The 22,671-nt window shown below is 70.2% G+C and carries 23 protein-coding genes and 1 other RNA gene; 13 read left to right on the top strand and 11 right to left on the bottom strand.

The window, feature by feature from the left end:
• Positions 1-222 precede the first annotated feature (222 nt).
• The 4 genes from FOH10_RS07005 to FOH10_RS06995 all read left to right on the top strand — a co-directional run bounded on the left by FOH10_RS07005 (position 223) and on the right by FOH10_RS06995 (position 4,065).
• A complete protein-coding gene (locus FOH10_RS07005; protein ID WP_143980103.1) occupies positions 223-1,887 on the top strand; it encodes a fatty acid CoA ligase family protein in 1,665 nt (554 codons plus the stop codon).
• A 14-nt stretch (positions 1,888-1,901) separates the two neighbouring features.
• Entirely contained in the window at positions 1,902-2,069 is a 168-nt protein-coding gene (locus FOH10_RS34720; protein ID WP_186000746.1) for a hypothetical protein, read from the top strand.
• A complete protein-coding gene (locus FOH10_RS07000; RefSeq protein WP_143980102.1) occupies positions 2,054-3,088 on the top strand; it encodes an NAD-dependent epimerase/dehydratase family protein in 1,035 nt (344 codons plus the stop codon). Before FOH10_RS34720 ends, FOH10_RS07000 begins: the two co-directional genes overlap by 16 nt.
• Before the next feature lie 146 nt (positions 3,089-3,234).
• Entirely contained in the window at positions 3,235-4,065 is an 831-nt protein-coding gene (locus FOH10_RS06995; RefSeq protein WP_143980101.1) for an alpha/beta fold hydrolase, read from the top strand.
• Positions 4,066-4,079: 14 nt separating this feature from the next.
• Here the strand turns inward: FOH10_RS06995 and FOH10_RS06990 are convergent, their stop codons facing one another.
• From FOH10_RS06990 to rnpB, 3 genes are all read right to left on the bottom strand, one after another.
• Entirely contained in the window at positions 4,080-5,513 is a 1,434-nt protein-coding gene (locus FOH10_RS06990) for an RNB domain-containing ribonuclease (RefSeq protein ID WP_143980100.1), read from the bottom strand.
• A 14-nt stretch (positions 5,514-5,527) separates the two neighbouring features.
• Positions 5,528-5,860, bottom strand: a complete 333-nt coding sequence (locus FOH10_RS06985; protein ID WP_143980099.1) for a hypothetical protein — start codon at positions 5,858-5,860, stop codon at positions 5,528-5,530.
• Between the two features lie 474 nt (positions 5,861-6,334).
• An RNA gene (gene rnpB / locus FOH10_RS06980) (RNase P RNA component class A) lies at positions 6,335-6,747 on the bottom strand.
• A 29-nt stretch (positions 6,748-6,776) separates the two neighbouring features.
• Between rnpB and FOH10_RS06975 the strand changes: the two genes are divergently transcribed.
• Entirely contained in the window at positions 6,777-7,664 is an 888-nt protein-coding gene (locus tag FOH10_RS06975) for an alpha/beta hydrolase (protein ID WP_029932593.1), read from the top strand.
• Positions 7,665-7,674: 10 nt separating this feature from the next.
• Here FOH10_RS06975 and FOH10_RS06970 read toward each other — a convergent pair whose 3' ends face one another.
• The 3 genes from FOH10_RS06970 to FOH10_RS06960 all read right to left on the bottom strand — a co-directional run bounded on the left by FOH10_RS06970 (position 7,675) and on the right by FOH10_RS06960 (position 10,647).
• A complete protein-coding gene (locus FOH10_RS06970; protein WP_143980098.1) occupies positions 7,675-8,649 on the bottom strand; it encodes a YihY/virulence factor BrkB family protein in 975 nt (324 codons plus the stop codon).
• 68 nt (positions 8,650-8,717) lie between these two features.
• A complete protein-coding gene (locus tag FOH10_RS06965) occupies positions 8,718-9,881 on the bottom strand; it encodes a bifunctional RNase H/acid phosphatase (protein WP_143980097.1) in 1,164 nt (387 codons plus the stop codon).
• 28 nt (positions 9,882-9,909) lie between these two features.
• Positions 9,910-10,647, bottom strand: a complete 738-nt coding sequence (locus FOH10_RS06960) for a zinc ribbon domain-containing protein (RefSeq protein WP_029932596.1) — start codon at positions 10,645-10,647, stop codon at positions 9,910-9,912.
• A 144-nt stretch (positions 10,648-10,791) separates the two neighbouring features.
• Here FOH10_RS06960 and FOH10_RS06955 point away from each other — a divergent pair, with 144 nt between their 5' ends.
• On the top strand, positions 10,792-11,232 hold the full coding sequence (locus FOH10_RS06955; protein ID WP_143980096.1) for an OsmC family protein: 441 nt from the start codon (positions 10,792-10,794) through the stop codon (positions 11,230-11,232).
• 38 nt (positions 11,233-11,270) lie between these two features.
• Here the strand turns inward: FOH10_RS06955 and FOH10_RS06950 are convergent, their stop codons facing one another.
• Together FOH10_RS06950 and cobC are read right to left on the bottom strand one after the other, a co-directional pair.
• Positions 11,271-12,401: a Nif3-like dinuclear metal center hexameric protein gene (locus FOH10_RS06950; RefSeq protein ID WP_143980095.1), complete on the bottom strand. Its 1,131-nt coding sequence runs from the start codon at positions 12,399-12,401 to the stop codon at positions 11,271-11,273.
• A 54-nt stretch (positions 12,402-12,455) separates the two neighbouring features.
• Positions 12,456-13,463: an Rv2231c family histidinol phosphate aminotransferase CobC gene (gene cobC / locus FOH10_RS06945; protein WP_244962051.1), complete on the bottom strand. Its 1,008-nt coding sequence runs from the start codon at positions 13,461-13,463 to the stop codon at positions 12,456-12,458.
• Between the two features lie 206 nt (positions 13,464-13,669).
• Between cobC and FOH10_RS06940 the strand changes: the two genes are divergently transcribed.
• Both FOH10_RS06940 and FOH10_RS06935 read left to right on the top strand, forming a co-directional pair.
• Positions 13,670-14,167 (top strand): low molecular weight protein-tyrosine-phosphatase, encoded by a 498-nt coding sequence (locus FOH10_RS06940; RefSeq protein WP_039811799.1) that lies wholly within the window; start codon positions 13,670-13,672, stop codon positions 14,165-14,167.
• A gap of 14 nt (positions 14,168-14,181) precedes the next feature.
• On the top strand, positions 14,182-15,081 hold the full coding sequence (locus FOH10_RS06935; RefSeq protein ID WP_143983904.1) for an SURF1 family cytochrome oxidase biogenesis protein: 900 nt from the start codon (positions 14,182-14,184) through the stop codon (positions 15,079-15,081).
• 70 nt (positions 15,082-15,151) lie between these two features.
• Here the strand turns inward: FOH10_RS06935 and FOH10_RS06930 are convergent, their stop codons facing one another.
• Positions 15,152-15,472: a GerW family sporulation protein gene (locus FOH10_RS06930; RefSeq protein ID WP_039811797.1), complete on the bottom strand. Its 321-nt coding sequence runs from the start codon at positions 15,470-15,472 to the stop codon at positions 15,152-15,154.
• A gap of 258 nt (positions 15,473-15,730) precedes the next feature.
• On the opposite strand from FOH10_RS06930, the gene FOH10_RS06925 reads away from it, so the two are divergent.
• The 3 genes from FOH10_RS06925 (at position 15,731) to sigJ (ending at position 18,944) form a co-directional block, all read left to right on the top strand.
• Positions 15,731-16,858 (top strand): FG-GAP repeat domain-containing protein, encoded by a 1,128-nt coding sequence (locus tag FOH10_RS06925; RefSeq protein ID WP_186000745.1) that lies wholly within the window; start codon positions 15,731-15,733, stop codon positions 16,856-16,858.
• Between the two features lie 59 nt (positions 16,859-16,917).
• Complete coding sequence (locus tag FOH10_RS06920; protein WP_143980092.1) at positions 16,918-17,877, top strand: cobalamin biosynthesis protein; 960 nt, start codon at positions 16,918-16,920, stop codon at positions 17,875-17,877.
• Between the two features lie 131 nt (positions 17,878-18,008).
• Positions 18,009-18,944: an RNA polymerase sigma factor SigJ gene (gene sigJ / locus FOH10_RS06915; protein ID WP_244961731.1), complete on the top strand. Its 936-nt coding sequence runs from the start codon at positions 18,009-18,011 to the stop codon at positions 18,942-18,944.
• A 13-nt stretch (positions 18,945-18,957) separates the two neighbouring features.
• Here the strand turns inward: sigJ and ald are convergent, their stop codons facing one another.
• Positions 18,958-20,073: an alanine dehydrogenase gene (gene ald, locus FOH10_RS06910; RefSeq protein ID WP_143980090.1), complete on the bottom strand. Its 1,116-nt coding sequence runs from the start codon at positions 20,071-20,073 to the stop codon at positions 18,958-18,960.
• 109 nt (positions 20,074-20,182) lie between these two features.
• Positions 20,183-20,962, bottom strand: a complete 780-nt coding sequence (locus FOH10_RS06905; protein ID WP_143980089.1) for an MBL fold metallo-hydrolase — start codon at positions 20,960-20,962, stop codon at positions 20,183-20,185.
• A 71-nt stretch (positions 20,963-21,033) separates the two neighbouring features.
• Between FOH10_RS06905 and FOH10_RS06900 the strand changes: the two genes are divergently transcribed.
• Both FOH10_RS06900 and FOH10_RS06895 read left to right on the top strand, forming a co-directional pair.
• Positions 21,034-22,005 (top strand): GlxA family transcriptional regulator, encoded by a 972-nt coding sequence (locus FOH10_RS06900; RefSeq protein WP_143980088.1) that lies wholly within the window; start codon positions 21,034-21,036, stop codon positions 22,003-22,005.
• 21 nt (positions 22,006-22,026) lie between these two features.
• Positions 22,027-22,542 carry a gamma carbonic anhydrase family protein gene (locus FOH10_RS06895; RefSeq protein WP_143980087.1) on the top strand — a complete coding sequence of 172 codons (516 nt, stop codon included), beginning with the start codon at positions 22,027-22,029 and terminating at the stop codon, positions 22,540-22,542.
• Positions 22,543-22,671: the final 129 nt, after the last annotated feature.

The following is a 22,671-nucleotide window of genomic DNA, read 5'->3' as shown; positions in this document are numbered from 1 at the left end:
GCGGTACTGCTGGACACACCAAACACGTTGTGCGGCAATGTATTGGCATACTTCGCGCGGTAGCGGACTCGCATTGCTCGAGGTAACCTCGCCGTACTGCCCGTCACATTCATCGTCGAATTCGACAGCAGTTGTTCTCCTTCCGTATCCACCATTTCCGCGCGTGCGATACCGCCGCCGTCGGCGCGAATATCGAGCGCGCGAATTCCACGAGGTGATGCCATGACCGCCGCGACCTACTGGCGCGCGCTCGACCGATTCCGTGACATCGTCGCCGCCCATCCGGATCGGGAGGCGGTGATATACGCCGACGGCCGCAATGCCGCGGGTCTGCCCGACTACCGGCAGCTCACCTACGCCGAGCTCGACAGCTGGTCCGATGCCGTCGCGGCGAACTTCCTCGCGGCGGGCGTGGGCCGGGGGATGCGGACCATCGTGCTGGTGCGGCCGGGGCCCGAGCTCTACGCGGTGCTCAACGGGCTGTTCAAAATCGGTGCGGTGCCGGTGATCATCGATCCCGGCATGGGTCTGTTCAAGATGATGCGCTGCCTGCAGGCCGCCGATGCGGAGGCGTTCGTCGGGGTGCCGGAGGCGCAGGCGGTGCGCATCGTCTTCCGTGCCTACTTCCGCAAGGTGCGGCTGGCGGTGACCGTCGGCCGCGGCTTCTGGCGCGGACCCACCCTGGACAGCTGGGGCCGCACCCCGCCCGCTCCACTGCCCCAGCGCGAGCCCGCGCCGGACGACGAACCGCTGCTCATCGCCTACACCACCGGCAGCACCGGACCGGCCAAGGCGGTCGTGCTCACCCACGGCAATCTCAGCGCCATGATCGAGCAGGTGGACGCGGCGCGCGAGCACATGGAGCCGGGCACCTCGCTCATCACCGCGCCGGTGGCCGGCATTCTGGAGCTGCTCATCGGATCCCGCTGTGTGCTGCCGCCGTTGATCCCCTCCAAGGTCGGGGCCACCGATCCCGAACATGTGGTGGACGCGGTGCACCGGTTCGGGGTGAAGACCATGTTCGCCTCCCCGGCGGTGTTGATTCCGCTGCTGCGGCATATCGAGCAGCACGGGTCGCAGCTGCCGACGCTGGAGAGCATCTACTCCGGCGGCGCGCCGGTGCCGGACTGGTGCATCGCCGGGCTGCGCGCGGTACTGCCCGAGGACGCGAAGGTGTACTCCGGTTACGGGGCCACCGAGGCACTGCCCATGGCCACCATCGAATCCCGGGAATTGCTGGGCGATCTCGTGGAGGCGGCGCATCGGGGCGAGGGCGTGTGCGTGGGCAAGCCCGCCCTGCACGTGCGGGCGCGCATCATCGCGATCACCGATGACCCGCTGCCCACCTGGCACGACGTCGACGAACGGGCCGAGGAGCTGGCCGCCACGGATTGGATCGGCGAACTGGTGGTCTCCGGACCGAATGTGAGCACCCGCTATCTCTGGCCGGATTCGGCCAATACCGTCGGCAAGATCCGCGACGGCGAGGTGGTGTGGCATCGCACCGGCGATCTGGCGCGCATCGACGATCAGGGCCGAATCCGGTTCTGCGGGCGCAAGAGTCAGCGCGTGGAAACCGCCGACGGGCCGCTGTTCACGGTGCGGGTGGAGCAGGTGTTCAATGTCGTCTCCGGGGTGGCGCGCACGGCGCTGGTGGGCGTGGGCGAGCGCGGTGCGCAGCGACCGGTGCTGTGCGTGGAACTCGAGGCCGACGCCGACCGCAAGGCCGTCGAGGTCAATCTGCGCAAGCGCCAGGCCGAATTCGAGATCACCGCACCGGTGACGGCCTTCCTGTTCCATCCCGGGTTCCCGGTCGACATCCGCCACAACGCCAAGATCGGGCGGGAGAAGCTGGCGGTCTGGGCCGCGAAACAACTCGACGTCTAGACCAGGAGGAGACGGTGAGAGAGATCGTGCTGCGATCGTTCCTGACCCTGGGGTCGCTGTCCCGGCTGGCGGGTGTGGTCACCGCGGTGGCGAGTATCGCCGCCGATGAGCGGGCGAGTCGGTCGACGCACCGCGACGGCCGGACCGGAGATGGAGGGGAGACGCTGTGCGGGCATTGGTGACCGGGGCTTCCGGATTCCTGGGCGGGGCGCTGGTGCGCCGTCTGGTACGCGACGGCGACTTCCAGGTCTCGATTCTGGTGCGTCCCACCAGCAATCTGCGTGATATCGCCGCCGTGCTGGACCGGGTGGAGGTGGTCAACGGCGACCTCGGCGATCCGGCCTCGCTGGAGCGGGCGGTGGAGGGCGTCGACATCGTATTCCACAGTGCCGCACGGGTGGACGAGCGCGGGACCCGGGAACAGTTCTGGAACGAGAACGTCAGGGCGACCGAGCGGCTGCTGACGGCGGCGCGGAACCGGGGGGCGCGCCGGTTCGTGTTCATCTCCAGCCCGAGCGCGATGATGGATCGCGACGGCGGGGATCAGGTCGACATCGACGAGTCGGTGCCGTATCCGCGCCGCTTTCTGAACCTCTACTGCGAGACCAAGGCGGCGGCCGAACGGCTCGTACTCGCCGCGAACACACCGGATTTCACCACCTGCGCGCTGCGACCGCGCGCCATCTGGGGTGCGGGTGACCGGTCCGGTCCGATCGTGCGGCTGCTGAGCCGCGCGGCGGCGGGGACGCTGCCGGATCTGTCGTTCGGGCGCGAGGTGTACGCCTCGCTGTGCCATGTCGACAATATCGTCGAAGCCTGCGTCAAGGCCGCTGGCTCCGACGCGGTCGGCGGCAGAGCGTATTTCATCGCCGATGCCGAGCAGACCAATGTATGGCGGTTCCTGCGACAGGTCGCCGCCGACCTGGGCTATCACCCGCCGGGGCGCAGGCCGCATCGGCGGGTGGTGGAGCTGGCCGTAGAGGTGATCGAAACCCTCAGGCGCATACCGTATCTCGCCGAACACTGGACCCCGCCGCTGTCGCGGTACACGGTCGCGGTGCTCACCCGCACCGGCACCTACGACACCGGGGCGGCCGCCCGCGATTTCGGCTATCGACCGATCACGGACCGGGATACCGGAATGGCGGAATTGCAACGGTGGCTGCGTTCCGGGGAGGTGATTCCCACGACGACGCGCTGACCGGCGATCGGGCGCTACTCCCCGAGCCTTGTGTTACCAGCGGTACCAGCTAGCATGGATTGCATATTCCGTGCCGGGGTATTTCGCTGTCGACGACCCTGGCCGGACGAGCAGGACAGCACCGCACTCAATGAGGAGAGCGCCCGATGCCGGTATTCGACTTCCACGGCGTTTCCGTCGCCTACGACCGTGCCGGATCGGGTGATCCGATCTTGTTCCTGCACAACATCGGTGGTGACCGGCGAATCTGGTCACATCAGATGCGGGCCCTCACAGCCACCAACAGCGTGTACGCACTGGATCTGTTCGGCTACGGCGAATCGGATATACCGACCAGTGGGTATACGGTCGACAATTACGTGCGCCTCATCTCGGAATTCGTCGCCGATCGCGGACTACAGAACGTCACGCTGGTGGGCAATTGTTTCGGCAGCGCGCTGTCGCTGTTCTATGCCCGGCAGGAGACGCAGCGGGTACGCGCCCTGGTGCTGTGCAGTCCGCTGACCGCCGCCACCCTGCGTCCGACACCGACCGGTTGGACCGCGAAGGCCGCCCGGCACATCCGCCTCGACGCACTGGCCTCGGCGACCAAGGTGCCCACCCTGGCGGCCACCTGGGTGGTGCGCGAACAGCTCGGCCCGCGCGGCCGCCACATGGACGCCACCGCCTTCGCCGCCTTCCGCGACCGCTGGACCGAACCCCGCCGCCTGCTGGCCCCCGCCGCCATCGCCCGTGACTTCGACCGCCTGGCCGCCCTGGACGAGTTCCGCCCCACCCTCGCCTTCCCGCCCATCACCACCATCTGGGGTGCGAAGAACCGCATTCTCTCCGCGACCGCCGGATCGGCGCTCAACCGCACGCTCTCCCCCACCCGGTCGCTGCTGCTGCCCGACTGCGGCCACCTGCTCATGCTCGAGGACCCCGACACCATCACCGCCGCGATCCGCTCGGCCACCGCCTCCGCCATCGCCAGTTGACGGCCGGCCCCGGCTCAGGAGGCCGGGTAGTCGAACATGACCGTGCGCGCGGCCGGATCGGCCTCGGTGAGCCGGACCGTCACCCGCTTCCCCTCCGGCGGTCCCCCGGTGCATTTCGACAGTACGGGCGGATCGGCGACGAAGATCTCCGCCGGGCGGGTGCCATTGGCCTCGCGCAGCACGACGGCCTCGAATTCCGTACCCACTCGGGATTTCAGCACCGTGGACTCGGTGAGGTCGATGCAGGCGCGCTCCAGCTTGCCCGCCACGGCATCGGTCCGGCGCATGGATTCCGCGGCGGCGTCCAGACCGTCCCGGACCCAGAGCGGAATCTCGGTGCCCGCGCAGTGCGCCAGGCAGATCTCGGTGGCGTAGCGGTCGGAGAGGCGACGCAGGGGTGCGGTCACATGGGCGTACGCCGCACCGATGGCGCTGTGCTGCAGGGTGTCCGGGTCCTCACCGTCCAGCACGGTGTAGGACGCGCCGCGCAGCAGGCTGGTGGCCTCGGACATGAGGACCAGCGCGGCCGGGGTGTTGGGGTCCAGGCGGGCGAGCATGCGGCCCACCGGTTCGTCGGCGGGCCAGTCGATTCCGACGGCCGCGGCGGTGCGGCGCATGGACTCGGCGGCGGACGACGGCGCGGGCGGCATGGTGCGCAGCAGGCCGAGGCGGTGGGAGCCGTTGCCGTCCAGCATGATCCGGGCGGCGCACATGCCGGTGAGCAGCGATACCTGCTCGTTCCAGTCGTCGGCGGCGGTACGCGGCTCCACCACCAGCTGCCAGTGGTCGTCGGTATTGTCCACGCGGATCACGCTCTGCGAGGGCAGGCGCAGCGAGATCGCGCCACGCGCCAGCCCGGCCTCGATACGCAGGCGGCCGAAGTCGGGCAGTGCGGCGATGGCGGCGGGCAAGCGCCCCGCGTCGGCGTCGGCCTGCACCCCGGCGTAGTCCAGGCGGGCGCGGGAGCGGACCAGGGCGCGCGTTACCGACCAGTTCGTCGGCTCGGCGTCGGCATCGAGTTCGATGGTCCACAGCGCGGCGGGACGGTCGAGGTCGGGCAGCAGGCTGGAGCGGTCCTCCGACAGCACGCGCGGATGCAGCGGCACCGTGCCGTCGGGCAGATAGAAGGTCTGGCCGCGCACCAGGGATTCGCGGGCGAGCGCACCGTCCGGCGCGACGACGGCCGCGACATCGGCGATGGCGTAGTGGAGTCGGAATCCCGTCGGGGTCCGTTCGAGATGCAGCGCCTGATCCAGATCCAGTGCGCCGGGCGGGTCGATGGTGACGAAGGGGATGTCGGTGCGATCGACCCGGTCGCCCGCGAACGCGTCCACCGCGTCGCGGGCCTCCGAGACGGCCTCGGCGGGATACGCCGAGGCCAACCCGAATTCGGTTCGGACGGCGCCGAAGTCGACCGGCGCCGAAACGATCCGCTGATGTAGTTCCACCGGGGAGACTGGTCCTACTGCAGAGCCAGCATGGTGCCGTTCAACTGGTCGAACGGCCCGAAGACGGTGAACACGACCCGCCCCTCCGGATACTGCGACGACAGCTTCGCCGCGGAATCCAGCGCCTGCCCGAAGGACGCGGCGGATGGATGCGGCAGACCGGCGAGGGTCTGCCCGAAGTGGGTGTCGGCCACCCAGCGCGTATCGGCGGGAGTGAGATCCACCTGCACCCCACCCGGCAGCGGGGTCACGGCGACCGCCGAGGCGGACCCGGAACCCATCACGGCCAGCACGACAGCGGTACCGGCGAGCAGCCCACCGGTGACCAGCTTGCGAGCAATTCGCATATAGACGAAACCTGCTTTCCGACGTTCGTTGATGCCCTTCGCCCCGTTGCTATCACCCGCAACGGAACCTTCCAACGCGCAACACTGTATGAGATCAGTCACGCTCCCGGCTAGTTCCGGGCAGAACGACCGGTCGACACGCCGTGCCGCGCCGCCTCCGGCTCGCTCCACCCGAGCTGTAGGGTTGCCGTCGCATCCGCCGCGTACCGCGGGTGGACGCGTTCTTCCGAGACCGAGCGATCCGAGGAGTTCCTTACCGCATGTCGATGATCCTCTTCGACCACCTGCTGCCCCTACTCGGCCCGGAGCAGGCCAGCTACTGGGCTCAGTTGCTCGTCGTACAACCGAACTGACCGAACAGCGGCACACAGCGGCGGTGACCCCCGGTGGGGTCGCCGCCGCTGTCGCGTCGAGCGCCGAAACGGGAAATCCCACACGGGGATAGCGATAGCCGTCGGCTATGCACACGGCGGGCGGACGAGTCGGTCTGTAAGCCGGATCCTGTCCCCGGTTCGCACCGGGGGGCGGCCATCCATCTGGACACACCGTTGCCGGGTGCCTCGAGCAGTCCACCCGCAGGCTCGGGCGAGCAGCCCTCGAACGCCTGCGCAGCCGCACTCTCGCCGAGAGTGCGGCCTTCGACCTTGCTCCGGGCGGGGTTTACCGAGCCGCGCCGGTCACCCGGCGCGCTGGTGCGCTCTTACCGCACCGTTTCACCCTTACCCACACATGGCGTGTGGGCGGTTTGTTTTCTGTGGCACTGTCCCGCGGGTCGCCCCGGGTTGCCGTTAGCAACCGCCCTGCTCTGTGGAGTCCGGACTTTCCTCGGCGACGGGCGGCGGCACAGCCGTGCCCGTTCCCATCGCCGCGGCCGCCCGACCGACTCGTCCGCGCAACCAGGGTACGGTAATGGCTCATGGAGCGTGTCGAGGTGGGGTTCGAATCGGAGGGTCACCGCTGTGCGGGGTGGCTGTATCTACCGGACGGACCGCCCAAACCGCGCCCGCTGGTCATCATGGGGCACGGGCTGGGGGCGGATCGGGAAATGGGGCTGGACCGCTATGCCCGGCGGTTCGCGGCGGCCGGAATGGGTGTGCTGGCCTTCGACTATCGGCATTTCGGCGGTTCGGAGGGTGAGCCGCGGCAGGTGATCAATATCGCCCGCCAGCGGGCGGACTGGCGGGCCGCCATCGCCTACGGGCGCACCCTGCGCGGCTTCGACGCCACCCGGATCGCACTGTGGGGCAGTTCCTTCGGCGGCGGGCATGTGCTCGCGGTGGCGCCGGAGGACGACTACCTCGCCGGTGTGGTGGCGCAGTGCCCGTTCACCAGCGGCTGGTCCTCGGCCATGGCGAAGGGACCGATCAGCCTCACCAAGACCGGCACGCTGGCGCTCACCGACCTGGTCGTCGGACCGCTGCGCCGCAAACCCGTCGGGGTGCGGCTGGCCGGACGCCGACGCACCGCGGCGCTGATGAGCGCCGCCGACGTCCCCGAGGGGTTCGGCCGTCTCGCCGAGGAGAGCACCGCCTACCGCCCGAAAGTCGCTGCCCGCGTCGGGCTCTCGGTACTGTTCGACAAACCGGTCAAGCGCGTCAAGGACATCAAGGTCCCGGTGCTCTACGCGGTCTGCGAGCACGACAGCGTCGCCCCGCCCGGCCCCACCCTGGAGGCCGCCGCCCGCACCAAACACGCGGTCGTCAAGCAGTATCCGATCGGACATTTCGACATCTACTTCGACGACTGGTTCGAGAAGGCGGTCTACGACCAGACCGAATTCCTGACCGCGGTGCTGCGCCCGTAACGCGGGCCGGTCAGTTCGGTCGGGGAAGCTCGCTGTCGTCAGGGGATTCGGGTTCGTCACGGTGCGGCAGGAACGGCTCCACATCCGGCGGCAGCCCCTGCGCGATACTGCGCGCCCGGGTCAGCTCGGCATTGAACTCCGCGCCGAGCAGTACCGCGGCATTGGACAGCCACAGCCACATCAGGAACACCACCACACCCGCGAGCGAGCCGTAGGTCTTGTTGTAGGAGCCGAAATTGGCTACGTAGACGGTGAATCCGGCCGAGGCGAGCACCCACAGCAGCACCGCGAGCAGACTGCCCGGACTGAGCCACCGGAAACCCGGCTGCACGGCATTGGGCGCGGCCCAGTACAGCAGGGCGAACACCAGACTCATCAGCAGCGCCAGCACCGGCCATTTGGCGATATCCCAGACGACCACCGCCTGCTCGGCCAGTCCCAGCCAACCGCCCACCCGGTCGGCCACCGCGCCGGTCACCACCACACCGGTGATCACCACGGCCAGCAGCACCAGCATCAGCGCCGTCAGCCCGACCCGCACCGGCAGTTGCTTCCACAGCGGACGCCCCTCGCGCATCTCCAGAATCGCGTTGGTCGCCCGCATGAACGCCCCGATGTACGCCGACGCGGTCCACAGCGCCACCAGCACACCGATGACGGCGAGCTGCCCGGCGAACGGCCGTGAGCCACGCAGCTCCTCGATGGCGTCCACCAGCAGTTCGGTGCCGCTGCCCGGCCCGATCTGGCGCACGGTGTCGATCAGCGACTGGGTGGGCTCGGGTCCCAGCAGCGCCAGCCCGGAGGTGAGCACCAGCAGCCCGGGAAAGATCGACAGCACGCTGTAGAACGTCAGTGCCGCGGCGAGATCCAGCACACCGTCCTCCTGGAATTCGCGCACCGTCCGACGCAGCACACCCCGCCACGCTCGCCGACTCAGTTTCGTCGGACCCACCGGGGCACCCGCGCCCACCGCCGCCTCGGCCATTCGTCCACCTCCAGACGCCGCCGAAGTACCCCGCGTCGTACCCGGCAAACGCCCGCGCCGGGTGGGCCCTATAGGTAGGAGGTGTCGTTGACCAGACGGACCGAGGAGCCGCCGTCGGCGTAGAACTCGGCGATGGAAAGCGAGGCCAAGTCCAGATGCAGGCGGTAGAGCAGTGACGGCCCGACCCCCAGCGCCAGTTGGAGCAGGGTCTTGATGGGTGTCACATGGCTGACCACGAGCACGTTCTCACCGGGATGCAGCGCCACCAGGTCGCGGCGCACCGCCTCGACGCGCTCGCGCACCTGGTCGAAACTCTCACCGCCCGGCGCGGGCAGCGACGGATCGCCCAGCCAGCGGGTGTGCAGTTCCGGATCGTGTTCGCGCGCCTCGCCGAACGTCATCCCCTCCCACACACCGAAATCGGTTTCGATGAGCCCGTCCAGCACCCGCACCGGCACTCCCAGCGCATGCCCGGCGGCCTCCGCGGTCTCCCGCGCCCGATCCAGCGGCGAGGAGACGATCGCCCCGATATTGCCTTTGCCCGCAAGCATTTTCGCGGCACCCGCCGCCTGCTCCCGCCCCAGCGCCGTCAGCGGCGGATTCCCGCGCCCCGAATACCGCCGCTGCACGGACAGTTCCGTCTGCCCGTGGCGCAGCAGCAGCAACCGCGTCGGCCGCCCGACCGCCCCGGTCCACCCGGGCGCGGTGTGCGCGCCGCTGGTCGCCGAAATGTCACCGGGTGCCGACGAGACGCCCGCCGGTGCCGAAGGATCGGGGGCGCTGTCCTCCGGCACGTTGTCGGCCAGCGCGGTGCGCACCTCCCCCACCAGGTCGCCGTCGTCCATGGCCTGATTGGCCAGGCGGTCGGCGTGCGAGTTCGCCGCGCGCGGAATCCAGTCGAAGCGCACCCCGTCGAAGCCCGCGACCAGCTGCCGGGCGCGGTCGGCCAGCGGAATCATGGCCGCGTGCTTGACCTTCCAGCGGCCCGACATCTGCTCGACCACGAGTTTGGAGTCCATGCGGACCGCCACCTCGGTGGCCCCGAGTTCGGCGGCGGCCTCCAGACCGGCGATGAGGCCGCGGTATTCGGCCACATTGTTGGTGGCCACACCGAGGTACTCCCAGCGCTCGGCGAGGACTCGCGCATGGTCGGCGTCCCAGACCACCGCGCCGTAACCGGCCGGTCCCGGGTTGCCGCGCGAGCCACCGTCGGCTTCGACGATCACCTTCACCGTTGTTCGCCCTCCCCGGCGCGGCCGCTCACAGTCCCGATTGCTTGGTGCGCACCAGGATCGCGCCGCATTCCGAGCAGCGGACCACCACCTCGGGGGCGGTCTTGGCGATGCGGGCGATCTCGCCGCGATCGAGTTCGATGCGGCAGGCGCCGCAGCGGCGGGCCTGGAGCAGGGCCGCGCCCACGCCGTAGCCGGCGCGCTGCTTGTCGTAGATCGCGGTCAGCTCGGCAGGGAAGCGACCGGCCAGGGCGGCGCGGTCGGATGCGCAGCGCTGCGCGGCGGCCTCCAGATCCCGCAATGCCTCGTCGCGCTTGCGCTGGGCCTCGGCGAGCAGCTGTTCGGCGTGGTCCAGATTGGCCCCGGCGTGATCGTGGTCGGCGGCCGCGGCCTCGCGACGCTCCATCACCTCGATGAGATCGTCCTCGAGCACCGTGCGGCGGCGCTCCAGGCTGGTCAGCTCGTGCTGGAGTTCCGAGAGCTGCTTGGCCCCGACCGATCCGGCGGTGAGCATGCCGCGGTCGCGCTCCTCGCGCTTGCGCACGGCGTCGATCTCACCCTCGAGCTTGCGGATATCGCGATCCAGGTCGTCGATGAGGATCTCCACCTTGACCGCCGCGTCCTTGCGTGCCGTCCGCTCCGACTCGAGCTGCCGCACCTCCTGCTCCTCGGGCAGCACCTTGCGGCGGTGCTCGATCCGCGTCAGCTCGGCGTCGACTGCGGCGAGGTCGAGCAGCTTGGCTTGGATCGATGGTTCGACATTCAACGCGGAGGCTCTCCTGGACGCTGTGGACAGTTCAAGACCCCCACCGTACTCCGTCGACAGCACCGATTTTTCCAACCCGCCCGCCAGCTGGGCGGATGTTCACGACGGTGGGCGACAGAGCTGATATCCGACACACTCTCGGATATGAGCGAACATCGGTACGAGGTCGAGGTGGTGTGGTCCGGCGCGACGACGGACTACCGTTCCTACAGCCGCAATCACGAACTGCTGACCGCCGGGCGGCCACCCATCCTCGCCACCTCCGACCCCCAGTTCCGCGGCGACCCCGAACGCTGGAATCCGGAGCAGTTGCTGGTCGCCTCCCTCTCGGACTGCCACATGCTCTGGTATCTGCACCTGTGCGCCACGGCCGGGGTGGTGGTCACCTCGTACCGCGACACGGCGCTGGGCGTGATGGACGACGAACGCTTCCGGACGGTCACGCTGCGGCCGCACATCACCGTCACCGACGCGGCCATGATCGACAAGGCGCACGGCCTGCACGCCGAAGCGCATCGGCGGTGCTTCATCGCCAACTCGGTGAACTTCCCGGTACTGCACGAAGCGACGATCGTGGCGGAATAGCGCGCACCGCAGCGGATGTCACGCCGGGGTGCGCCCGGTCAGCAGTCGGCCGCGCCGATGGTCCACGGGTCGGTGCGCTGCGTGGAGACGCGCGTCCCGACCCCCGGCAGCGCCGCCCGCACGAACCCCTCGGCCTGTGCGCACCAGGGGAATTCGGTGGCCCAGTGCGCGGCGTCGACGAGGGCCGGACCGCCGGAGCGCAGGTGCTCGTCGGCGGGGTGGTGGCGCAGGTCCGAGGTGACGTAGGCGTCCACGCCGAGGCGGGACACCGCCGACAGGAAGGAGTCACCCGCTCCGCCGCACACCGCCACCGTGCGGATAACGCGTTCGGGATCTCCGGCGGCGCGCACGCCCCAGGTGGTGGCGGGCAGCGTCGCGCGGACGCGGGCCGTGAATTTCCGCAGCGTCTGCGGCTGCGCCAGCTCGCCGACCCGGCCGATGCCCAGCCCGGACGGCAGCGGCGCGCGTTCGGTCACGTGGAAGGCCGGTTCCTCGTACGGGTGCGCCGCCCGCAGTGCGGTCAGCACCGCCCGCCGCGCCGCGGGCGGTGCCACCACCTCGATGCGGTCCTCGGGCACGAGCTGCAACTCCCCCACCGCCCCGATGGCGGGGGCGGCCCCGTCGAGGGGCCGGAACTGTCCCGTGCCGGTGACCGACCAGCTCGCCTCCCGATAGTTCCCGACCGCCCCCGCACCGGCCGCGAACAGCGCCGCACGCACCGCGTCGGTATGCGTGCGCGGCACCAGTACCTCCCACTCGTCCTGCGCCGCAACCGGTTTGGGATCCAGCGGACCGGTGACCGTCAGCCCGATGGCGTGCGCCAACGCATCCGACACTCCCGGATCCGCGGAATCGGCATTGGTATGCGCCGTGAACAGCGCGCAGCCCGTGCGGATCAGCCGGTGCAGCAGCGCGCCCTTCGGCGTACTAGCCGCCACCGTGTCCACACCGCGCAGCAGCAGCGGATGGTGCACCACCAGGGCCTGCGCACCCCACTCGACGGCCTCGTCCACCACCGCGGCGGTCGCGTCCACGGCGAACAGCACCCTGGTCACCGCCTCGTCGGGATCGCCGCAGACCAGACCCACCGAGTCCCAGGATTCCGCCAGCCGCGGCGGATACGCCGCGTCCAGCACCCCGATGACATCCGCCAACCGCACCGCCGTCACGATCAACCTCCTCCACTGCCCGAACGAACCGCACTCACCCGTCTGCGCGCCGGATCACAGTCCGACGTCTTCGATGGCCGCGACCAGGCGGTCCACCTCGGCCGGGGGACGCACCGCCACCCGCAGGAAACCGGCCGCCAGTCCCGGAAACGTATCACCCCGGCGCACGGCAATTCCCTTGTCGGCCAGCCGCTTCCGCAACAGTTCCGCATCCGGCACGCGAATCAGCAGGAACGGTCCCGCCGCGGGCTCGTGCACGTCGATGCCGAGCCTACGCAGCCGGGGAATCATGGCGGCGCGGTCGGCGGCAATGGCCTCCGCCTTGCGTCGCGTCTCGGCTACGGCGGCCGGTGCGCTGGTCGCGGCGATGGCCTCCACTTGCAGGGAGCCCAGCGGCCAGTGCGGACGACCGTGGTTCAGCCGCGCCAGCACTTCGGGCGCGCCGAGGGCGTAGCCGCAGCGCAGCCCCGCCAGCGCCCAGGTCTTGGTGAGGCTGCGCAGCACCAGCACATCGGGAAAGTCCATGCCGGACAGGGTTTCCGGCTCAGCCGGCACGGCGTCGGCGAAGGCTTCGTCCACCACCACGATTCGACCCGGGCGGCGCAGCGCCAGCAGCGCCTCGGCCGGATGCAGCACCGACGTGGGATTGGTCGGATTGCCCACCACCACGAGGTCGGCCTGCTCGGGCACCAGTCCGGCGTCGAGCGTGTACGGCGGCTCCAACACCACCCGCGTCACCGGCACGTCCGCTTCCCGCAGCACCAACTCCGGTTCGGTGAACGACGGATGGATCACCGCCGCCAGCCGCGCCCCCAGCCGCGGCAGCATGGCGAACCCCTCCGCCGCCCCGGCCAGCAACAGCACCTCCTCGGCCCGCCGCCCGTGCCGCGCCGCCACCGCCGCCCGCGCGGCCGCCTCCTCGCCACTGTCCGGATACCGCCCCAGCTCCGCCAGCCGCCCGGCCAACCGCTCCCGCAACCACTCCGGCGGCGCGGTCCCCTGCACATTCACCGCGAAGTCGATCATCCCCGGCCGCGCGTCGACATCCCCGTGATGGCGCAACCGCTGGTGATCGACGGAGCCGGGCGGCTCGACCGCCGCGCGATCACCCGCCGCGTCGAACTCGCGCCTCACCGCACCTCCCGATCCACGCCTCACCCCTGCTCCCGACACATCGCCCGCCGCTACTCCTGATTCACGGCTCGCCGTGGTGTCCTCCGGCACAGCTCAACACCCTACGTGGCAGCCCCGTAGGTGGACCCGACACAATGGCTGTTGTGGGCGAGCTGCATGTGACCTTCATCTGCACCGGCAATATCTGTCGGTCGCCGATGGCCGAGAAGATCTTCGCCGCGCATCTCGAGCGCGCCGGTCTGGCGGACCGGGTGCGGGTCAGCAGCGCGGGCACCGGCAGCTGGCACGTCGGCGACGACGCCGATCCGCGTACCACCGACGAATTGCGGCGACACGGATACCCGGTCGGCCATGTGGCGGCGGTGATCGGCGACGACCACCGCGACGCCGATCTGCTGATCGCACTCGACACCTCGCACGAGCGGGCGCTGGCGCGGCTGGGGGTGCCGTCGGAGGCACGGCGGCTGCTGCGCAGCTTCGACCCGGAGGCCGACGGTCCCGATATCGCCGATCCGTATTACGGCGATCGGCGCGATTTCGAACTGGTGCGGCAGCAGATCGAGGCCGCCGTCCCCGGCCTGCTGGACTGGGTGCGCGACCAGCTCGGCGAGCCGCGGCGGGGCACGGCATGAGCGGCCGGTCGGCGCTGCGGCGCCTCGGCTTCCTGCTGCGACCCAGCTGGCTGATCCTGGCCGTGGTGGTGGCCGGTTTCGCCTATATGTGCTTCACCGTGCTCGCCCCCTGGCAGCTGGGCAAGAACTCCGCCACCGAGCATCGCAATCAGCGGATCGCCGATTCGGTGCGGGCCGCGCCCGTCGACGTCACCGCCCTGCTCGACGGCACCGACACCGACAGTGAATGGCAGCGCGTCACCGCGAACGGCGGCTACGTGCCCGACTCCACGCTGCTGGTGCGTTTGCGGCATCTCGACGGCGCACCCGCCTTCGCGGTACTGGCCGCCTTCCGGCTCGACGACGGCCGCACGGTGCTGGTCGACCGCGGCATGGTGGCCGCCGTCGACGGCACGCGCCCCCCCGCCATCGCGGATCCGCCCGCCGGGCCGCAGCGCCTGGAGGCGCGGGTGCGCAACTCCGAGGGCGTTCCCGAGGACAAGCTGCCGATGACCGAGAACGGCCTGCGTCAGGTGTACTCCATCGACACCACGCAGGCGGCGCAGGTGCTCGACCTGCCGATCACCGCGATCCCCACCGACGGCCGCGGCGGCTACCTGCAACTGTCGGAGGGTCAGCCGGGCGTCTTCACCCCGGTCCCGCTGCCGCAGCTGGACGCCGGACCGTATCTCTCCTACGGCCTGCAATGGTTGGCGTTCGGCATCATGGCCCCGCTCGGCCTCGGCTATTTCGTCTACGCCGAACTCCGCGCCCGCCGCCGCGAGAACGCCGCGACCGGCTCCGACGACCCGAACCCGGCCGATCCGATCACCCCGCCGGACATGGACGCGGACGCCGCCACCCCGGCTCCCCCGCGCAAGGCACAGACCACCGAGGCCCGGTTGGCCGACCGCTACGGCGGCACCCGCCGCTGAGGGCCGGGGTCACGCGAGCGACCGCATTCCGGGCGACGATCCGGGGCATGGCCGCGGCGACCCGTTCGACTCAGCCGGCACGGGTGACGCGCTGCGTGATTCGCAGATCCGGCCACGGCGGCCGACGCAGGATCGCGCCGGTGACGAGACCGGCCGCGACCAACCCGACCAATTCGGCCAGCAGGGCGATCCGGGTGTGATCGAAGGCGGGTTCGAACCGTACCGCCCCCTCGCGGATCACATACATCCCGACCGGACGAAGTGCCTTCCGGAAGTACCCCGTCCGGCTGACCGGGACGATCGTCGTCCCGTCCGGCGTCTGATACGGCGTTCCGAACGCCTCTCCCCCGTCCGCCGTCGGCCACTCGGCCAGTCGATCCCGCACGCTCATCTCGCCACCTCAATCGTGAGTCCCTGCGCCACATCGTGTTTCGACAACGACGCATGAACCAGGGTAGGCCGGGACACGTTTCGCCCGTGGGCGGTCGACGCGATATCCACTCCCCGAGCCGCTTTGGGCGCATTGCACAGCCGATCCCGGATTCCAAGGCAATTCCACAAATTCGCGAGAATGCGTCGCTATCGCTGTGATCCACGCCATAGATTCCGAGCCGCTTCACCTCGTCACGCTCTACCCCCAGGAATACCTATGCGCCAACGTCTCACCCTTCTCGCCGCCACCACCGCCTGCTGCCTGTTCGCCACCGGCACGGCGTCGGCCGGAACCATTTCCTTCGCCCCGGCGGTGAATTCCCCGACGGGCGGTAATTTCCCGTCCTGGGGCCCCGGCCCGGCCCCGATCGGCGTAGTAACCGCCGATTTCAACGGCGACGGCAAGGCCGATATCGTCAGCGCCGATTTCGGCGGTCCGGGCCCGGTGCTCATGACCGGCAAGGGCGACGGCACCTTCAACCCGGGGACGCGGGTCGGCACGCCCGGCAATGGGTACGGCGCGGTCGCCGCCGGTGATCTCAATGGCGACGGCCGTCCCGATGTGGTGGCCCAGGCGTGGACCTTCGTCGCGACCTTCATCAACAACGGCGACGGCACCTTCGCCGACGCCAAGACCTATCCGACGCTGGAGGGGGCGCAGCAGGAGGTGATCGTCGCCGATGTGAACGGCGACGGCACACAGGATGTGCTGAGCCTGGTGCCGGCCGGGGTGAAGACCTGGCTCGGCAAGGGCAACGGCGAACTCGACGGCAAGGGTTCGGTGACCATTCCGGGTGCCCCCACGGCCTTCACCGTCGGGAATTTCGATGGTGACGGGAAACCCGATATCGCCGTCAACAATACTGTGCTGCAACGGGTGCACGTGGCGACCAACCGCGGCGACGGCAGTTTCGACCTGCGCGGCGGCAGCACCTCCGGACTGGTCACCGAGGATATCCGTGCCGGTGATTTCACCGGTGACGGAATCGACGACGTGATCACCGCCGATTCGTTCTCCTTCAGCACCACGGTGCTCATCTCCGACGGCAAGGGTGACTTCTCGAAGACCAACCGGGTACCGCTGTCCGGACTCGGCCCCACCAGTATCGTGGTGGGCGATTTCGACCGCGACGGCAATCTCGACGCCGTCATGTCCGCCGTACTGAACTCCAAGATCATGGTGTTCAGCGGGAACGGAGACGGCACCATCGGCCGCGCCGGCGACCACGACGTCACCTCGCAGCCGCAGACTCCGGCACTGGCCGACTACGACGGCGACGGCAAGCTGGATGTGGTGGTGGCGGGCAGCGCCAACGAACTCTCCTTCCTGAAGAACCAGTCCTGACCACCCCGCCGCGCCCCCACCCGCCGGGGGCGCGGCGGCGGGTCGACTACCCTCGCCGAGTGCGTACCGGGACCTCGACCGCAGCGGGACTGCTGCTCGGATTCGCGCTGGACCGCCTGTTCGGCGACCCGCGCCGCTGCCATCCGGTGGCCGGATTCGGTTCGGCGGCAATGGTATTGGAGACCAGGACCTATCGGGACAGCCGGGCGGCGGGCGTGCTGCACGAAGTGGTGCTGGTGGGTGCCGTGACCGCTGTCGGGGTGGCGGCACACCGGGCGAGATCGGGCCGGGTGCCGCTCACCGCGGCCGCCACCTGGACCGTGCTCGGCGGCCGCAGTCTGGCCCGCACCGGCCGCGCCATGGCCGACCGACTGGAGGCCGACGACCTGGCCGGGGCGCGAGAGTTGCTGCCGTCGCTGTGCGGTCGCGACCCCGCGGTCCTCGACGCCGACGGATTGGCCCGGGCCGCACTGGAATCCATTGCCGAGAACACCTCGGACGCGACGGTCGCCCCGCTGTTCTGGGGTGCGGTGGCCGGTATTCCCGGCCTGCTGGCCTACCGCGCGATCAACACCCTCGACGCCATGATCGGCTACCGGAACCAGCGCTATCGGAATTTCGGCTGGGCCGCCGCCCGCACCGACGACGTGGCCAATCTGGTGCCCGCCCGCCTCGCGGGAGCCCTCACCACCGCGCTGGCTCCGCTGGTCGGCGGCCGTCCCGCCGCCGCCTGGCGGGCCTGGCGACGCGATGCGTCCAGCCATCCGAGCCCCAATGCCGGTGTGGCCGAAGCCACCGTGGCCGGGGCGCTGGGCGTCGGCCTCGGCGGCCGCACCGAGTACCGGCACGGCGTCGAGATGCGACCCACGCTCGGCGACGGTCCCGCACCCCGGGTCCCGGACCTGCGCCGCGCGGTCGTTCTGTCCGAGGCGGTGCAACTCGCGGCGGCCCTCACCGCGGCGGGTATCGCGGCGGCTCGTGGCCGTCGAAAGAAGCAGGCGACCGACCGGTTCGTGTAGATATATCCCGACGACCCGGCCGACCGGTGGCCGCGTCCCGCAGCGGGATGTCACATCCGCCCGTCCCGTGTCGTCCCCCTGATGCACAGGAAGTACGTCGCCCCCGGGCGACCCGAACGAACGGCGAAACAGTGGCGACCGACAGCACCCCCGACCCGACCGACCTGGCCCGGCAGTTCGAGGAGCATCGCCCCTATCTGCGCCGGGTCGCCTACAGCACGCTCGGCAGCCTCAGCGACGCCGACGACGTCGTGCAGGAGGCGTGGCTGCGCTTGCAGCGATACCACGAGGGCAATTCGGGCGCGGAGATCGAGAATCTGCGCGCCTGGCTGACCACGGTCACCGGCCGCCTGGCGCTCGACCACCTGGGTTCGGCGCGCGCCCGCCGCGAACAGTACGTGGGTGAATGGCTGCCCGAACCGGAGGTGAGCGCCTGGGAGGACGATCCGGCCGACCGGGTCACCCAAGACGACCGGGTCACCACCGCACTGCTGGTGGTGCTGGAATCCCTCTCTCCCGCCGAGCGCACCGCCTTCGTCCTCCAGGAGGTGTTCGGCATGACCGGCCCGGAGGTCGCCGAGGTGGTGGGCCGCACGCCGGCGGCGGTGCGGCAGTTGGCCTCCCGTGCCCGCAAACATGTACAGGAGGGCACCCCGCGCTTCCCGGCCAGCCGCGACGAGCACGCCAAGGTGGTGTCGGCCTTCACGGTGGCGTGGCGCTCGGGCGATCTGAACGCCCTGGTGGGCATCCTCGACAAGGACGTCACCTTCACCGCCGACGGCGGCGGCAAGGTGCTGGCGTTCCTGGAACCGCTGCACGGCGCGCAGACGGTGGCCGACACCCTCATGTCCTTCCTACGTGCGGCGAGCGAGGTCGAGAACGCGTGGCTGCGCAAGGTCACGGTCACCGGTCGGCCGGGCCTGATCGTGTTCGACGGCAAGCACATCGGCGTCTTCTCCTTCACCGTCGACAACGGCCGGATCACGGCCATCGACGCGGTGCGCAACCCGGACAAGCTGCGCGACCTGCCGATGGACGGCGATCCGGATTGGCCCCTCGGACGCTAGTGCACCGCCGCCACTACGACCGCGTGGCGGCACCGCCGACGGAGCCCAGGCCGTGCGCCTGGGCCACCTCCACGGCGTAGAGTTCGCCCGCATCGGCCGTGAGCCCCTGCGCCAGACCCGGATCGGCGTCGCAGGCGGCACGCCAGCCCAGATCGGCGATGGCCTTCGCGTACGGCAGGGTGGCGTTGGTGAGCGCGGTGGTGGAGGTGTGCGGTACCGCGCCGGGCATATTGGCCACGCAGTAGAACAGCGAATCCGCCACCCGGAAGGTGGGGTTCGCATGCGTGGTCGGATGTGAACTCTCGAAGCAGCCGCCCTGGTCGATGGCGATGTCGACCAGGACCGAGCCGGGCCGCATGCGCGCGACCAGAGCGTCGGTCACCAGTTTCGGGGCGCGCGCACCCGGCACCAGCACCGAGCCGATCACCAGATCCGCGCTCAGCACCGCCCGCTCGACCTCGGCGGTATTGGAGCCGATGGTGGTGATGCGGCCGGAGAACCGGGCGTCGAGTTCGCGCAGCCGCCGCAGGTTGGTGTCCAGCACGGTGACGCGCGCCCCCATCCCCACCGCGACACCGACGGCATTGGTGCCCGCCACCCCGCCGCCGAGCACCACCACAGTGGCGCGCCGCACGCCCGGCACCCCGCCGAGCAGCACCCCGCCGCCACCCTGCGGCGACATCAGGTGATACGCCCCGACCTGGGTGCCGAGTTTGCCCGCCACCTCGCTCATGGGCGCGAGCAGCGGCAGCGAGCCGTCGGCGGCACGGACCGTCTCGTAGGCGATGGCGGTGATACCGGACCGCAGGATCGCCTCGGTGCACTCCCGCGAGGCGGCCAGATGCAGATAGGTGAACAGCACCTGTCCGGCGCGCATGCGCGAATACTCCTCGGCGATGGGTTCTTTCACCTTGACCACGAGTTCGGCCGCGCGCCACACCTCGTCCGCCGTCGGCAGCGTCCGCACGCCGACCGCGGTGTAGTCGTCGTCGCCGAAGCCCGAGCCGACCCCCGCCCCGGCCTCGATCACCACCTCGTGCCCGTGGCGCACCAGCTCCCCGGCCCCGGCCGGGGTGAGCGCCACCCGATACTCCTGCTGCTTGACCTCCCGCGGTACCCCGATCCTCATACCGTCATCGTGGCCCACCCGACCCGCCCCCGCCATCACCGCCGCGCCCGAGTCGCCGGGTGGTAATCAGCGGACGGGAATCGCGCGAGATTCCGGTCGGACTGCTCGGCTACGGCGCGGTCACCGTCAGCGTCTCGCCCGGCACCGGAATGCGCAGCTGCTCACCGCGGCCGGCGTACTCGAAGTTGCGCGCCAGGTAGTCGAGGGTTTCGGAGAAGTGCGCCCAGCCCTCCGCGTGGACGGGCACGATCACGGCGTCGCCGAGCGCCTCGGCGGCCCGCACCGCGCTGCGGCCGTTCAGGGTGACGTCGGTGTCGCCGAAGCGGCCGGGATTCGCCGCGCCCACATTGAGGATCGCCACGTCGATGCGGCCCATCCGCTCGACGATTCGCTCCACCCGCTCGACGCTGGCGTTGTCGCCGGAGACATAGACGGTGGGCAGCCCCTCGGCCCGCAGCACGAAACCGGTGACCACACCAGTCACCGGCTCGCAGCCCTCCGGGCCGTGCAGCGCGGGCACGCCGGTGACGGTCACCTCGCCCAGTCGAACCGATTCCCAATTCTCCAGTCCCCGAACGCCCTCGATGCGCTCGGCGGCATCGGGCGTGGACAGCGTGGTCTCGACGCGGGACAGGAAGTCCCGACCGGTGCGGTCGAGATTGTCGGGATGCTGATCGTGCGAAAGCAGCACCACGTCCACCGGCCCGATCCGGTCGGCGCTCACGGCGGGACCGGTCAGCTTGCGCAGGGTCACCGGCCCCGGGTAGACGCCCGGCTCGTCGAAGGTGGGGTCGGTCAGCCAGGTGTGGCCGCCGTAGCGGAAACGGACGGTGGGACCGCCGATATGGAGCAGTTCAACGGTGGCGGCGGGGTCGATGGCGTTCGTCATATCGACGAGTCTCGTCCGGCGAACCAAGATCGAGAAGTGGCCCGCAGGCCACGCATCGATAGGATCGGGCCATGCACACCGTGGCCACGCTCGCCTACGACGGCATCAGCCCGTTCCATCTCTCGGTGCCGAGCCTGGTGTTCGCCCGGGCCGGGGTCGCCGCGGACACCGATCCGCCCTATCGCGTGCAGGTGTGCGCCGAGCAACCCGGAACCCTCTCCACCCCGGCGGGTTTCGATATCGCCATCGCACACGGCCTGGAGGCGATCGATCGCGCGCAGACGGTGATCGTGCCGAGTTGGCGACCACACGCGGAACTGTCCGACGCGCTGCGCGCCGCCCTGCACCGCGCCCACGATCGCGGCGCCCGCCTGGTGGGCCTGTGCCTCGGCTCGTGGGCGGTGGCCGCCAGCGGTCTCGCGGACGGCCGCGAGGTGACCACGCACTGGTCCGCCGCGGCCGAACTGCAACGCGCCCATCCGGCGGTGCGGGTGCGCGCCGACACCCTCTGGTCCGATCACGGCGACGTCATCACCTCAGCGGGGGTGGCGGCCGCCCTGGACTGCTGCCTGCACCTGGTGCGCGCCGACCTCGGCAGCCGCCGGGCCACCGAACTCGCCCGCGCCCTGGTGCTGGCTCCGCACCGCAGCGGCTCCCAGGCCCAGTACATTCCGGTGGCGGTCCCCGAGCCACTCGACGACGACCCGCTCGAGCACGCCATGGTCTGGGCGCGCACCCATCTCGACGACGTCATCGACCTGGACGCTTGGGCACGCACCGCTCTCATGGCCCGGCGCACCTTCACCCGCCGCTTCCGCGAGCGCACCGGTTCCAGTCCACAGCGGTGGCTGCTCCAGCAGCGGGTCGACCGCGCCCGCCTGCTGCTCGAGACCACCGACGCCACCATGGACCGTGTCGCCGCCGAATCCGGGCTGGGCACGGCGGTCAATCTGCGCCACCACTTCCACCGGATGCTCGGCATCTCGCCCGCCGCGCATCGCGCCGCCTTCCGTGCCGGCGGACCGGACCGCGCGGCCGGTTGACCGTGCTCTAGGTTCAGGCTCATGAAGATTCGTTTGGGCGAGCACGAACCGCAGATCGACGAGAGCGCGTGGATCGCGCCGAACGCCACCGTGGCCGGTCGGGTGAAACTGAGCGCGGAGGTGAGCGTCTGGTATTCGGCGGTATTGCGCGGCGATATGGACGACATCACCGTCGGCGAGCGAACCAATATCCAGGACGGCTGCGTCCTGCACGCCGATCCGGGTTTCCCGTGCACCGTGGGTGCGGGAGTCTCGGTGGGCCACAATGCGATCCTGCACGGCTGCACGGTCGGCGACGATGTGCTCGTCGGCATGGGCGCGACGGTGCTCAACGGCGCGGTGATCGGGTCGGGCAGTCTGATCGCGGCCAATGCCCTGATTCCGGAGGGTGCGCAGATCCCGCCGAATTCGCTGGTGGCGGGTGTGCCGGGCAAGGTGCGCCGGGAACTGGGCGAGCAGGAGTTGGAGCGGATCAAGCTCAATGCCGCGGTGTACCTGCACAACACGAGCCTGCATCGCGACGGTCAAGAGGCGTGACTCGGCCGAGTGTGTGAGACTCCACACACTGATCAAGCGACCATATAAGTCCGCTGCTAGCATCGTGCGCAGCGCTCCCGGCGGACCGGGCTCTGCCGTCGCCTGTCGGGTGCGCGCACGGGGCTAGCA

Source organism: Nocardia otitidiscaviarum (assembly GCF_007362295.1).
Taxonomy (GTDB): domain Bacteria; phylum Actinomycetota; class Actinomycetes; order Mycobacteriales; family Mycobacteriaceae; genus Nocardia; species Nocardia otitidiscaviarum.
Note: the sequence above shows the minus strand (reverse complement) of the source record. Positions and strands in the feature narration are given on the sequence as shown.